This is a genomic window from Anaerococcus tetradius (assembly GCF_947087635.1).
Taxonomy (GTDB): Bacteria; Bacillota; Clostridia; order Tissierellales; family Peptoniphilaceae; genus Anaerococcus; species Anaerococcus tetradius.
This window is the reverse complement of sequence record NZ_CAMUDP010000001.1, coordinates 83506-96980: the sequence shown is the minus strand read 5'-3', so window position 1 is coordinate 96980 and position 13475 is coordinate 83506. Positions and strand designations below refer to the sequence as shown.

13 protein-coding genes are annotated in these 13475 nt (G+C 35.6%); all 13 read right to left on the bottom strand.

Annotated elements, in window-relative coordinates; translation table 11 throughout:
• Window positions 1-3: 3 nt before the first annotated feature.
• The 13 genes from P6936_RS00485 to P6936_RS00425 all read right to left on the bottom strand — a co-directional run bounded on the left by P6936_RS00485 (window position 4) and on the right by P6936_RS00425 (window position 13468).
• A complete protein-coding gene (locus tag P6936_RS00485; RefSeq protein ID WP_276880541.1) occupies window positions 4-1299 on the bottom strand; it encodes a type IV secretory system conjugative DNA transfer family protein in 1296 nt (431 codons plus the stop codon).
• Between the two features lie 13 nt (window positions 1300-1312).
• Entirely contained in the window at window positions 1313-2065 is a 753-nt protein-coding gene (locus P6936_RS00480; RefSeq protein WP_276880540.1) for a hypothetical protein, read from the bottom strand.
• Entirely contained in the window at window positions 2050-3177 is a 1128-nt protein-coding gene (locus tag P6936_RS00475; protein ID WP_276880539.1) for a hypothetical protein, read from the bottom strand. The genes P6936_RS00480 and P6936_RS00475 overlap by 16 nt, the downstream gene beginning before the upstream one ends.
• Before the next feature lie 9 nt (window positions 3178-3186).
• Window positions 3187-4260: a zinc-ribbon domain-containing protein gene (locus P6936_RS00470; RefSeq protein WP_004836547.1), complete on the bottom strand. Its 1074-nt coding sequence runs from the start codon at window positions 4258-4260 to the stop codon at window positions 3187-3189.
• 144 nt (window positions 4261-4404) lie between these two features.
• Window positions 4405-4704 carry a cupin domain-containing protein gene (locus P6936_RS00465; RefSeq protein ID WP_276880538.1) on the bottom strand — a complete coding sequence of 100 codons (300 nt, stop codon included), beginning with the start codon at window positions 4702-4704 and terminating at the stop codon, window positions 4405-4407.
• 179 nt (window positions 4705-4883) lie between these two features.
• Window positions 4884-6188, bottom strand: a complete 1305-nt coding sequence (locus P6936_RS00460; protein WP_276880537.1) for a DUF438 domain-containing protein — start codon at window positions 6186-6188, stop codon at window positions 4884-4886.
• 236 nt (window positions 6189-6424) lie between these two features.
• On the bottom strand, window positions 6425-7192 hold the full coding sequence (locus P6936_RS00455) for a SigB/SigF/SigG family RNA polymerase sigma factor (RefSeq protein ID WP_060928923.1): 768 nt from the start codon (window positions 7190-7192) through the stop codon (window positions 6425-6427).
• Complete coding sequence (locus P6936_RS00450; protein ID WP_004836555.1) at window positions 7192-7527, bottom strand: ATP-binding protein; 336 nt, start codon at window positions 7525-7527, stop codon at window positions 7192-7194. The genes P6936_RS00455 and P6936_RS00450 overlap by 1 nt, the downstream gene beginning before the upstream one ends.
• Before the next feature lies 1 nt (window position 7528).
• A complete protein-coding gene (locus tag P6936_RS00445) occupies window positions 7529-7834 on the bottom strand; it encodes an STAS domain-containing protein (protein WP_004836556.1) in 306 nt (101 codons plus the stop codon).
• Entirely contained in the window at window positions 7827-10271 is a 2445-nt protein-coding gene (gene gyrA / locus P6936_RS00440; RefSeq protein ID WP_276880536.1) for a DNA gyrase subunit A, read from the bottom strand. The genes P6936_RS00445 and gyrA overlap by 8 nt, the downstream gene beginning before the upstream one ends.
• 8 nt (window positions 10272-10279) lie before the next feature.
• Entirely contained in the window at window positions 10280-12181 is a 1902-nt protein-coding gene (gene gyrB, locus P6936_RS00435) for a DNA topoisomerase (ATP-hydrolyzing) subunit B (RefSeq protein WP_060928920.1), read from the bottom strand.
• A gap of 1 nt (window position 12182) precedes the next feature.
• Window positions 12183-13262 (bottom strand): DNA replication/repair protein RecF, encoded by a 1080-nt coding sequence (gene recF, locus P6936_RS00430; RefSeq protein ID WP_004836559.1) that lies wholly within the window; start codon window positions 13260-13262, stop codon window positions 12183-12185.
• On the bottom strand, window positions 13262-13468 hold the full coding sequence (locus P6936_RS00425) for an RNA-binding S4 domain-containing protein (RefSeq protein WP_004836560.1): 207 nt from the start codon (window positions 13466-13468) through the stop codon (window positions 13262-13264). Before P6936_RS00425 ends, recF begins: the two co-directional genes overlap by 1 nt.
• Between the last annotated feature and the right edge of the window lie 7 nt (window positions 13469-13475).

Here is a 13475-nt window from a genome sequence, read left to right as displayed (position 1 = left end):
CTGTCATTTACTCTTTTTAAATTTATATAAAAATGGATTTGAATTAGCTAGACCTATGATGGCTTCTCCTACTTTAAGATTTGATATATTCCAATCCTCTACTACATTAGAATCCCTAACTTGCTCGACTATACCTCGATTTTGTATAGCTGAGATAAAGGTATCCTTCTTTCGATTTCTCCCATACAAGTCCTTGATAAACTTTCTAGAGCTTTCTTCGTTTACCTTAAAGCAAATCGAAGTTAAAAGACCTGAAAGGATTGACCTTGCCTGGTATTCCTTGTAGGAGTCATAGATTTGTTCTATGTTTTGAACGCCTATTATAAATTTAACTCCAAGACTTCTGCCGAAGTTTATGGCATCATTTAGGTGGGATAGGTTTGGTAGGAGGGAAAACTCATCTATAATAAAATAGACATTGCCCTGACTCTTTTTTCTCGATAGGGCTTGTTTTATAGCCAAATCAAAGAGAAGGGTATAGATTGGAGATAAGACCTTGCCACTTGCTAGGTCATATTCGACAAAAATTTTTCTTCCATCCTTATTTCTTACTGCATCTCTTATTGATAGAGAGCCTTCCTTTTTGAAGTTTCCTATCAAGATTTCCCTTACAGCTTGTTGAAGCTCGGATAAGACTCCTTGAGTTTGGCCGGACTTATCATTATCAATGTAGGAAATAAGATTAGCTAAATCCTCATGTTGGCTTAACATTTTTCTAATCAAGTCAGCTGAACCTATATCCAAAAATTCCCTAAGCAGGGCATTATTGACTTCGATTTTATCCCTAGACCTATAAAAATGAGTAAGGATTGCTGCAAAGATATCTTTAGCCGCCATAGGGAAAAATTTTTGTGGGGTAGAAGAAATTTTCCCCTCAAAAAAGGTGGATGCTATCTCCATTATGCTTTCTTCTAGCTTATCATGGTCAATTTCCCTAAATATATTCCAATAATCTTCACCATCACGTCCTGTCGCTGTTTCATCGTTAGAAATTACAATGTCACCAGCCTTATAGAAACTTTCGTAAAATTCTCCCTTGGTATCAAAAATTATTATTACATCGTCCTTCTTTATCCTTGAGCTTAACTGATCTAGGATTTGAAAGAAGACGTTAGTCTTACCACTACCTATATTTCCTAAGATTAGGACGTGTTTGCTTAACAAGTCTTGGCTTAGGGGAATGTTCATAGGATGGCCTAGGAAGCTTTCACCAAAAAGATATATAGAATCATCAGTATTTTCGATAAAATTGGGGCTGAAAGAAAGCTCATCTCCTTCAAATACTTCTATTTTCTTCAATTAATTCTCCTCATCATAGAGCGATATCATTGTTAATACCCTCTTCATTCTTGTTAGTCTCCTTGCTAGATGAATTATCCATCAAAGCAAAATTTTTAAGTATTGATGTAGTCCTAATGCTCTCAAGTAGGGCTTTTTGGGCGATATTTGGATCTTCTGGCTCATAGGAAAAATCAAAATCGAATTTTTCGCTATTTTCTGACAATAGTCCTAATGTTCCACTTTGTTCTAGTTTGAAATCCCCAACTTTTAAGGCGAATTTATTAGATGCTTCTAGGTCATAATCATCTTTTTCATTATCAGAAGATAGATTCGGGCTTTTAAGGGCAAGGCCCATGTCCTGACTAAATTTAACCTTCTTATCTTTTGATTCTACTATAGTTTGTGAGATGCTAAGCTTTTGTTTATAGAAACTATGTTTGCTTTTTAGAGCGAATTTATCTGATATTTTTGCTTTAGTTCCTATGGAAATAGCATCTTCTGGTGAATCAATTAATTTTTCATGGTCTAAATCGATCGAAGCTTCTGTATTACCAAGCTTAAACAAATTATATCCACTTGATTTCCCCAAGAGAGAAACTGATTCTAAGTTAGGTGCATTTTCTAAAGACTTTGTAAATTCCTCTTCAAACTCATTTCCCTTGTTCTGTTTAAGCTTATCTTCGTCAATAGCAAAGCCTAAAGCATTAGGGATAGTATAGGATTCAGGCTTAAAATAATTTTCAATATTAAATTTTTTTCCTTGTTCCTTTAGATATTCTTCCATTTTTCGATACCATAATCACCATGAGATTGGATATCTGAAATTAGACTTCCCAATTCCCTAATTGCCAATTCTGTATCTCTGGCTGGAACTACATAATCAAAACCTGTATTAGTTCCACTTGCATCTGATATAAGACCGAACATTTTCTTCTCTCTCTTTCTCATATCTATAGCTGGAAAAGAAGACCTGGTATTTATAGATAAGGTAAGATTTGGCACTTGAGCAAATGCCCAAATCCTTAGAAAAGTATAAATCAAGGCAAAAAACGCTATTATACCAAAAATAATTAGCTTTAGTAGGGCTGTTTGGCGAGATTCAAAAGTCATCATTGATGTTAAAGCACCAACTCCACCCGATAAAGTCGCTCCTGCAAGGATGACATTTGATGCCAAAAGAGATAGAATATTGTTATTTTTTATCATTATGCTGGATATAAGTCCAATAATAATGCATAAGATACCCATAATGAAGCCACCGCTATCATAATTTCCACCACCCATAGTTACTAATATAGTATTGATAAAAATACTTATGATAAGCCCTAGTATAAACTTAAAAGGGTTAGGTATATATTCGCTTACAAGACTAATTCCTGCTATATCACTTAAAGAAAACTCATTTTGGAAATTAAGATTTCCCTTTATATCCCTTCCCCTAGCAGATAGGAGCACCCTCTTGTTAGTTACCAAAAGCTTACAATTAGCCTTAGAGTAAGTTATAAAGCCCATGAGCATATTCTTAAAGGTCGCTATATCATATTGTTTTACGCAAATCTCCCCTTCACTCGCATTAATAAGGCTAGGAATAACAACATCATCGTTGTAGGAATTAATTTCTTCATTCATCTTCTTGAAATCGTCGACCTTTTCCTTAAAAGATGCACCTAGCTTATCTTGGAATTTACCTTGCCAATAACTTATATCATCAATGATGTTCTTATCATCTGAATGTGAACTTGAAGTATTAGAAGCACTATTAGAATAATCATAGGTCCTATTTTCTTCAGCCCTAGCAAAATCTTTTTTATCTAATTTTTCAGTCTTATTTTTTTGACAATCACAAACTTCGCCTTCTTTTAAAGGCCTACCGCATTGATTACAAAATTTCGCCATGAAATCCTCCTAATTATATTCTCCTGTAAATAGCTTGGTTGATACCCAACCGCTACCTATATAACACCAGTATCTTTCACCATCACTAACGCAATCTTCTACATAAACTACATCACCCTTATAGACTTTGCCTATTGCCTTAGAATTCAAGCTGTGGCCTTGTCTAACCATACCTACATCAGTCATGACCCTAAAACTCTTGTGGAGGAAGTCACTTTCCTTATAAATATCTGTATATTTAGGGTTTCCATTTTCACCATAAGAATTATTCCTTCTAAGCTCGTCCAAATCTACTAATTCATCATTGGATACTTCGCTATTTTTTATATTAGCTTCTTTCTTAGCCTGATTGCTTTTTTCATTATCTTTGATTTTTTTCGACTTTTCTTCATTAGTCTTTTTGATTTGCTCACTAGCTTTTAAATTAATATCCCATATATCTTGACTATCAGGCATTAGGCCCAAATAAGAATCAGATAAGTCTTTGGCTTTTGCATAATCCTTAGCTTCAATGTACTTATTAAGCTCTTCAACTATATCCATTTCAACTTTTTTCTTCTCACTAAGGGCTAGCTTATAATCTTTGCCAGCACTTGCTGGAATCTCATCTATTAAAGATAAAGCCTTCTCATAGTCCTTATCTACAATTGCCTTTCTCGCATCAGCTAACTTATCCTTATAGATAGATTTCTCGTCTTTAGCTTCCTTATCCTCGCTACTGATATTTTCTTCATGCTCGCTAATATCATCACCAGCATTTTTACTATAATCAGAAAAAAAGGCAGACTTAACAACTATGGCAAGAAGAATTATAATCAAAACCCCTACAAGCCCATACAAAAACAACTTCTTCTTATCTCCACCATCACTAGAATCTTTACTATAAGCCTTATAGCTGTTCCTAGCTTGGCTTTCATAAGAAGGCTTAGGAGAAGAAGATTGGTAACTTCTCCTATAAGAATCCATATCCTCATTCAAATTTAATTTTTCAGTAGGACTATCATCCCCATCAAGTTTCGCTCCACAATTTTCGCAAAACTTGGAATCATCCTTGTTCAAATAACCACATTTTTTACAAAACATAACAAGCTCCTTTAAGATACTTTTATCATATCCTTATTCTTTTGTCAATAGATAACAAAATAATTTATCAAGTAAATTCATTAAAATAAATACTGTAAGTTTTATCTAGCTAAATACTTGTAAAGATTATCAAATAACTATCCTTTATTTTACAAAAAGGCAAAACCAAACAGCCTTATCCTGGCCTATGACCCTATGCCTAATGCCTTTTTCTATAAAAAGAAAATCTCCCTTTTTCATTTCTATAACTTCTCTGTCAGTCTCAATAGAAGCCTTGCCCTCCATCAGAACAACAAACTCATCCTCATCTTGGATCATAAAGTCTGTAACTTGATCAAGGGACATAGTCCTAAGAACTCTAACTTTCTCATCTTCATAAACTTTCTCTTCAACTTCTTCTTCCTTAGAAAACTTCAAATTATCCAATAAATTAAAAACTTCCACTACTTCCTCCAAGTATTATAACTAATATCTATAATGTGTAATAAAGATTATTGTATTTTTCATAAGTTTCAAATGACAAATCATCAATGACTTGGATTTATATATATAAGTCTTGATATTTAAATTATATCACAAGGCTTATATATGAAAAAAGCGGAGTATTTTTTCCTCCGCAAGATTTATTTATTTAGATATTCCTTATAGAAGCTTAAATCTTGGACTATTTCTAGGACTCCCTTGTAGTTTTCTTCCTTGTCCCTTACTGCGTAGTAGGAGATGGCAAAGTCCTTACCAGCTATATTTTTTATTAGTTTGAAGGAGTCTTTCTTTTTGTCTTTGAAGTCTTTTATGAGGCCTCTTACTATTGGCTCAACTTGAGGTGGGTGGCAGGTGTAGACTTCTCTTCCTAGTGAACTTGTCGGTCTTTTAAAGACTTTTGATCCCTTGTGGTCGTTGTAGTAAGTGTTTATGTCATTTTCATCGACAAAGGTTATTTCAAATTCCATGGTATCTAGCATGGCTTCTATTTGGTCGATTCTTAGTTTGCCTTTCTTGAAGTGGATGTAATTATCTTCGTTAGTCTTATCTTCGACTAGCTTTTCTTTTCCGTAGGCTATTAAGTTGTGATCATAGTCTTCTAGGTCTTGGTAAAGAAGCTTTAGGTCTTCTTCGCTCAAGTTATCACTTACTAGGGGATAGAGGATATTTTCTTCCTTGTAGGTCATCTCCTCCGCTCTTTGTAGGCTTTCATTTAGGAGTTTTTCCTTATTTTCTTTGAGTGCTTTTTTGAGATTTTTCCCTATTTCAACATCTACTGCCCACATCACTTCTGATGGGCCTGGTTTGTTATATTTTACCTTGAGAATTGGATAGATGAGGTCTCCCTTTTTCTTGTAGTGAGATCCTATGTTTTTTATGGTTTCTTCTATTTCTTCTCCAATTTTCGCTTTTTGGATAAGTTCTTTTATCTTGTCATTTTCTCTTGCCATATAGGAAATGAAGGGGTCTGTGTAAGTTTCTTTGTTTTTTTCGTTTTCCGTCATTCCATGAAAGAGAGCTGAGTGAACGTCACATAATTTCCTTACTTCTTCCTTATCTACTCCTGATTCTAGCAAGTCTTCTTCGGCATCCATTATTTCAGATGAGGATACTCCATCGAAGTTTTTTACAAAGTCTTTTCTTACTGTTTCTAGGTCTTCGCCCGAGGTCAATCTGTTGATGTAAGTTTTTATTAATTCTTTTCTTTCTTTAACTTCAGGATTTTCTGACCCATCTATTACCTCGAAGCCCGCTTTTTCTAGTTTTTCTTTTATGTTTTCTATGCCTAGCATCTTTGCCCCACGTTTGATGGACATTTTCTTTGCCATGGTGTTAAACATTATAGGGTTGGATAGGGGCTTAAAGCCTAAGTCTATAAGTCTATCTTTTATTTGAGGGTTTTCTGTAACTAGGTCGTAGACATTTTTATTGATATCAATTTTCATAGCTTACCTCCATATGTCTTTTTTATTATTATATAGCTTTTGATAATAATAATCAGTAACATTTGTTACAGGAGAAAAGAAAAAGGGGCTGTTGCAAAATTATGAATAATCATCGTCCCATCATTAGAAGGTTCTCTTAGGAAATTTTTAGTGGTGCCTGCCGGCTGATGGAGGCAAAATTTCCGTGGAGGTTCTTCTAATGATATTGGGACGATTTATTCATTCTGCAACAGCCCCTATTTCATCTTTTCTAGCTCTATGCTAAATTTTTGTAAGATTTTTTTCTCAATTCTAGATACTGTCATCTGGCTTATATCCAAACTATTAGCTATGTCAACTTGGGTTCTTCCTTCGTAGTATCTTAGTTCCAAGATTTCTTTTTCTAGGTCATTTAGCCTTTCCATTGATTTGTCTATTAGGTCTTTTAGCTCTATGGAATCGAAGTTTTTGTCTTCTTCTCCTATCATATCGGATAGGTCGACAGCATTTTCTCCTTTTTGGACTTGGTATTTCATATCCAAGGATTGAGGAGTGTAGACCTTACTTGCTTCCATGGTTTCAAGGATTGTTTCCTCATCTTCTCCTAGATAGTCTGCTATGTCAGCTACTGTAGGGGTTCTCTGGAGTTCTTGGGGTAGGATTTTTTTTGCAGTATTTATTTTCTTATAGAGATTTTGTATTCTCCTAGGTACTCTTATTACCCAACCCTTGTCCCTAAAGTATCTTTTTAACTCGCCCATTATGGTTGGGGTTGCAAAGGATGAGAAGGCAAAGCCCTTAGATGGGTCGTATCTTTCGATTGCATATATTAGACCGAGACTTGCCACTTGGTAGAGGTCGTCTTTTTCGATTCCCTTTCCGACATATTTGTTGGAGAGGATATCGACTATATACATATGTTCTTCTATAAGCTCATCTCTTAGTTTTTTGTCCTTGGTTTTGTAATATTGTTCAAATTTTTCCTGAAGAGCTTCTTTGTGCTCTTTTTTGCTTTCTTTAGACATTATTCTGCCCTTATTGTCATAACTATCTTATCTTCTGAGATAGAAAGTTCATCGCACAATTCTTTAAGGATTAGGTCTCTCATAGCTAGGGCCTTTTCGTTTAAGTCCCTATCTTTTCCTATGACTTCAACTTTGAGCTTTTTTCTTTCTGCAAAGAAGTTTATCTTTATGTCATCACCCTTTAGCTTATAGTTTAAGGCTTCGGATACGACAACTCTGATATCTTCTACTTCTTCTATGTTAAATTCCAAGTCTGATGCAAGGCTTGCAGCAAAAAGCCTCATAGACTTAATGTAGAGGCTTTTTGCTGGGATTTTTATGCTTATTTCTTCCATATTACACCATCTCGAATATTTCTGTAAGCTCAGTAATCTTAAATAGTTTTAGGATATTTTCTTTTGGATTTATTATCTTAACTTTCTTATCTTTTTCCTTGTTTATCTTATATATTTTCATAAACATACCGAGACCTGTCGAGTCTAGATAGTCAAGATCTTTGATATCTATTACTATGTCTTTATCAACTGAGCTTAGGTCATCTTCTATTAGATTTTTGAATTCTTCTTCTGAATAAACATCTAGGTCGCCAGAAAGTTCTAGAACTAACTTGTCTTCTGCTTGACTAATATTTGCTTTAAACATCTTCTTCCTCTTCTTCCAAAGTGCTGTATTTAGTTACTGAAACAATTCTGTCTTTGTCATCTGTAAGGTTTTTGAGTTTTACACCTACAGTATTCCTACCAGTGATGGATATATCTCTGACACTTAGTCTAATCATATCGCCTGATAAGGATACCATCATTATATCATTATCTAGGTCTACTGGTAAAGTATCCACTACTTTTCCAGTTTTTTCTGTAACCTTGTGGCATTTTACACCCTTGCCTCCCCTATTTTGGTTTTTGAAGTTGTTAAAGGAAGTTTTCTTTCCATAGGCATTTTCTGTAACAACCAAGAGGTAGGTTTCTTCACCCTTGATGTTCATTGATACTACTTCATCATCCTTATCTAGCTTGATTGCCTTAACCCCTTGAGCAATTCTACCCATAGAACGAAGGTCTTTGGAGTTAAATTGGATAGTCATACCATTTTTGGTAGATATTAGGAGTTCTTCTTCCTTGTCTATCTGTCTAACTGATATTAGCTTATCATTTTCTTGGAGAGATATGGCTATTATTCCATTTTTCCTTATGTTAGCGAAGTTTTCTGCATCAGTTTTCTTTATGGTACCATTTTTGGTTTGAAGGACTATTTGGCTATTTTTGTGTAGGTCTGAAAGAGTCATCATTTCTGTGATTCTCTCGCCAGATTCAAGATTTAGGATGTTAATTATAGCTTGTCCCCTTGATGTTCTACTAGCTTCTGGAATCATGTAAGCTTCTAGAGAAAATACCTTACCCATAGATGTGAAGAATAAGAGCTCTTCGTGGGTATTAGTTGTGATAATCTTTTTGATGAAGTCACCCTCTTTGGTATTTCCTGCCGCAATTCCCTTACCTCCCCTATTTTGTACCTTGTAGGTGTCGATAGGAAGTCTCTTGATGTAGCCATCCTTGGTTAGGGTTATTAGGATATCTTCTCTTTCAAATAGCTCTGATATTTCTATCTCTCCCTCATCTGGTACTATTTGTGTCCTTCTATCATCGGCGTATTTTTCTTTAATTTCTGTCATTTCGTCGATTATTAGGTTGATTAGGGTTTCTTCAGAGTTTAGGATTGAAAGTAGGTAGTCAATCATCCTAGCAAGTTCGTCATTTTCTGCATTTAGTTTTTCAATTTCTAGTCCTGATAGGCGTTTTAGTTGCATATCTAGGATGGCTTGAGATTGAACTTCTGTTAGCTTAAATTTATCATAAAAAATTTTCTTGATTTGATCGTTGTCATAGGATGATCTTATTATTTTGATAATTTCATCTATGTGGTCAATGGCTATAATTAAACCTTCTACTATGTGCTTGCGATCTCTTGCCTTTGATAGGTCAAATGTAGTCCTACGAGTTACTACTTCCTTTTGGTGGTCAACATAGTATTCGATTAGCTCTTTTAGGTTTAATATCTTTGGCTCGCCAGCTACTAGGGCTAGGTTTATAATACCGAAAGTATTTTCTAGTTGGGTGTATTTGTAGAGGTTATTTAGGACTATATTAGGGTTGGAATCTCTCTTGATTTCAACTACTATCCTCATTCCCTTTCTATCTGATTCATCTCTTATGTCAGATATACCATCTACTCTTTTTTCTTTTACAAGGTCAGCTATTTTTTCTATTAATCTTGCCTTGTTTACCTGATAAGGAATTTCTGTTATGATTATTCTTTCTCTATTTTTCTTAAAGGGTTCAATTTTTGCTACTGCCCTTTGCTTAATCTTGCCCCTACCAGTCTTATAGGCTTCTTTTATGCCGGACTTGCCTAAGATTAGGGCGCCTGTTGGAAAGTCTGGTCCAGGTATTATTTCTATGAGATCATCTATGGATATTTCTGGATCTTTCATGTAGGCTATGCATGCGTCTATGGCCTCACCTAGATTGTGAGGAGCCATGTTTGTCGCCATACCTACAGCTATACCATTTGACCCATTTACAAGTAGGTTTGGAAATCTTGATGGAAGGACTGTTGGCTCTAATTCTTCTTCATCGAAGTTTGGCATAAAGTCAACTGTGTCTTTGCCTATATCCCTTAGCATTTCCTTGGCAATCTTACTCATCCTAACTTCTGTATAACGCATGGCTGCGGCAGCATCCCCGTCTATGGAACCGAAGTTACCTTGACCTTGGGCAAGGGGATATCTGGTTGAGAAGTCTTGGGCAAGTCTTACTAGGGCATCATAGATTGCTAAGTCACCATGAGGGTGAAATTTACCCATTACATCTCCGACTACCCTGGCTGATTTTCTGGTTGGTTTATTTGGATCAAGGCCTAGAAGTTGCATATCATAGAGGATTCTTCTATGAACTGGTTTTAGACCATCACGCACATCTGGTAGGGCTCTTGCTACTATTACAGACATTGAGTATTCAAGATAAGATGATTTCATCTTGCTCTCAAGGTCTATATTCATTATATTCTGATTTTCTGTCATATTGCCTCCTATACGTCTATGTCTGTAACGTACTTGGCGTTTTCTTGGATGAAGTTACGTCTAGGTTCTACCTTTTCTCCCATTAGAAGGGCGAAGGTGTCATCAGTTGTGGTTGATTCCATATCTTCTACTACTCTTAGGAGAACACGTCTGTCTGGATCCATGGTTGTTTCCCATAATTGTTCTGCATTCATTTCACCAAGACCCTTGTATCTGTTAATCTTGTAATTATCTACTCCAAGCTCTTTGATTACCTTATCTCTTTCATCATCTGAATAAACGTATCTTTCCTTCTTGCCTACGCTTATCCTGTATAAAGGTGGAAGGGCTACATATACATGGCCCTTATCTATTAAATCCTTCATATATCTGTAGAAGAAAGTTAAAAGTAGGGTTCTGATGTGGGCACCATCAACATCGGCATCGGTCATGATTATGATTTTGCCATAGCGAAGTTTTTCTAGGTCAAATTCCTTGCCTATACCTGTACCAAAGGCTGTAATCATATTTTTTATTTCTTCTGAATTAAGAACCCTATCAAGGTGGGCTTTTTCTACATTCATTATCTTTCCTCTTAGAGGAAGGATAGCTTGAATCCTGTTATCCCTACCGCCTTTGGCAGAGCCTCCCGCAGAATTACCCTCGACTATGAAAATTTCGTTTTCTCCTATATCTGTCGATTGACAATCTGCAAGTTTTCCTGGAAGAGTTGCTGAATCAAGGATTGATCTCTTACGGGTTAGATCTCTTGCCTTTCTAGCAGCTTCCCTAGCACGTCTACTTGCAAGGGCCTTATCTATTATGGCCTTGGCAGGCTTTGGATTTTCTTCAAGGAAGTTTGCCAAATGTTCTGAAATAAAGGTATCTACCGCACCTCTTACTTCGGAGTTACCGAGTTTGGACTTGGTTTGGCCTTCAAATTGAGGATCAGTTATTTTTACAGATATTATGGCTGTAATACCCTCTCTGATGTCCTCACCCTGGAGGTTATCTTCGTTGTCTTTTAAAAAGTTATATTTTCTGGCATAGTCATTTACAGTCCTTGTTAAAGATGACCTAAGCCCTGCCAAATGGCTTCCTCCTTCTGGAGTTTGGATGTTGTTGGCATAGGATAGGATATTTTCGCTATAGGCATCTGTATATTGGAAGGCAAATTCTACCTCAGTATCTTCTTGGAAGCCATCAAAATGAGGAATCATCTCCATTATTGGATCCTTATTCCTATTTAGATAGGCTACAAATTCTGAAATACCTCCTTCAAATTTGAAGCTAGTTTTGAAGTCTTCTCTCTCATCTTCAAATTGTATCTCCACTCCCTTATTGAGGAAGGCCATCTCCCTAAATCTATTTTCAAGGATTGTCCTGTCATATATGGTAGTATCAAAGATTTCTCCATCTGCCTTGAAGGTGATTTTTGTTCCAGTTTCTTCCGTATCGCCTATTACTTCTATGTCTTTAGTTACCTCACCTCTAGCAAATTCCATCTTGTAGATGTGACCATCTCTTTTTACTTCTGCTATTAGGTATTCAGAAAGGGCGTTTACTACTGAAACACCTACACCGTGAAGACCACCTGATACCTTGTAGGCTGAATCGTCAAATTTACCACCAGCATGAAGGACGGTTAGGACTGTCTCCAAGGTAGATTTGTGAGTTGTTGGGTGTTCTTTGACTGGGATTCCTGATCCGTCATCTTCTACACTTACAACATTATCCTTATCAATAGTAACTTTTATGTAGTCACAACGTCCTGCTAGGGCCTCATCTACCGAGTTGTCTACTACTTCATAGACTAGGTGGTGGAGTCCTCTCTGACTGGTTGATCCTATATACATACCAGGTCTTAGACGAACGGGTTCAAGCCCCTCCAAAACCCTGATATTACCAGCATCATAATTATTATCTTGCATACTATTCCTTTCTAATCTTTCCATCAAAGATATATGAAATCTTATCTTTGTCTATATATTCCAAGCTCTTGGTGTTGGTCGCAGTAATTATAGTTTGATAACCATTAAGGTTTTCAAGTAAAAACACGGACCTTTTTTCATCAAGTTCTGAAAATACATCATCAAACAAAATGACAGCCTCATCACCTGTCACCTCTTTGATTAATTTAACTTCCGCAAGTCTTATGTTTAGAATTGCCGAACGCTGTTGCCCCTGGGAAGCAAAGTTTTTTGTATCCTTGCCATTTATAGTAATCTCAATATCATCCCTATGGATGCCCCTTTGGCTGGTCAAATATTTTAAATCCTTATCCCTTGAGGTAGCGAAAATTTCTTCATATTCTTCTAAATCTTTTGGACTTATATCTGCTAGATAACTTAACCTTAATTCCTCTTTAGAAGAAGTTAGGGATGAGTGAAAATCTCTAGCATACTGGTCTATTATTTTTATAAATTTTAATCGACTCTTATAAATCCTATATCCGAGCTTACTTAGAGACTTGTCAAAAGCAGCAAGCTGTTCTTTAAAATATTGGGATTTAGTATTTTTCAGGAGTTTATTTCTCTGATATAAAATCTTATCGTAATCCCTCTTGTATGACTTGTAGGATAAGTCTATCCCTTCTATAATCTTATCAATCAAATCACGTCTAAGGTTTGGCCCATCCTTTATGATTGCCAAATCTTCAGGTGTAAAAAGGACTATCTTAAACAAAGATTTTAAATCTTTGCTCCTATCATACTTTACTCCATTTACAAAAATACTCTTATCCTTATCATTAACTTCTATAAGAACTTCCTTAAAAGACCTTCCTTTTCTAACGGTTCCAGCTAATTTCATCTGACTTTGAGAAAATCTAACAATGTCCTTATCTCTAATTTTCTTAAAGCTCCTTGCATTAGCCAAATAATAAACACTTTCCAAAAGATTGGTCTTACCCTGGGCATTATCTCCGATGAAAATATTTGTATCTTTGTTAAATTCCACACTTTCATAAAAATAATTTCTAAAATTATTTAATTTTAAGTCTTTAATCCACATTATACAATTGTAATTTCAAAATCATCAAATACTACTAGGTCTTTTTTGTGAAGTTTCTTGCCTGGAATATGGCAAAGCTCACCATTGAGGAGGACTCCCTCATCTTTTATGATGTTTTTCGCAAGTCCACCCGTTGGAATTATATTAGTAGCCTTTAGTAGATCTTTAAGGCTTATTTCTTCTGCATAAAATTCTATCTTTTCCATATATACC

Excerpts from the sequence above, each read along its gene's own strand:
- P6936_RS00480 (WP_276880540.1), bottom strand. The coding sequence starts at position 2,065 with ATGGAAGAATATCTAAAGGAACAAGGAAAAAAATTTAATATTGAAAAT.
- P6936_RS00475 (WP_276880539.1), bottom strand. The coding sequence starts at position 3,177 with ATGGCGAAATTTTGTAATCAATGCGGTAGGCCTTTAAAAGAAGGCGAA.
- P6936_RS00470 (WP_004836547.1), bottom strand. The coding sequence starts at position 4,260 with ATGTTTTGTAAAAAATGTGGTTATTTGAACAAGGATGATTCCAAGTTT.
- P6936_RS00460 (WP_276880537.1), bottom strand. The coding sequence starts at position 6,188 with ATGAAAATTGATATCAATAAAAATGTCTACGACCTAGTTACAGAAAAC.
- P6936_RS00455 (WP_060928923.1), bottom strand. The coding sequence starts at position 7,192 with ATGTCTAAAGAAAGCAAAAAAGAGCACAAAGAAGCTCTTCAGGAAAAA.
- P6936_RS00450 (WP_004836555.1), bottom strand. The coding sequence starts at position 7,527 with ATGGAAGAAATAAGCATAAAAATCCCAGCAAAAAGCCTCTACATTAAG.
- P6936_RS00445 (WP_004836556.1), bottom strand. The coding sequence starts at position 7,834 with ATGTTTAAAGCAAATATTAGTCAAGCAGAAGACAAGTTAGTTCTAGAA.
- gyrA (WP_276880536.1), bottom strand. The coding sequence starts at position 10,271 with ATGACAGAAAATCAGAATATAATGAATATAGACCTTGAGAGCAAGATG.
- gyrB (WP_060928920.1), bottom strand. The coding sequence starts at position 12,181 with ATGCAAGATAATAATTATGATGCTGGTAATATCAGGGTTTTGGAGGGG.
- recF (WP_004836559.1), bottom strand. The coding sequence starts at position 13,262 with ATGTGGATTAAAGACTTAAAATTAAATAATTTTAGAAATTATTTTTAT.
- P6936_RS00425 (WP_004836560.1), bottom strand. The coding sequence starts at position 13,468 with ATGGAAAAGATAGAATTTTATGCAGAAGAAATAAGCCTTAAAGATCTA.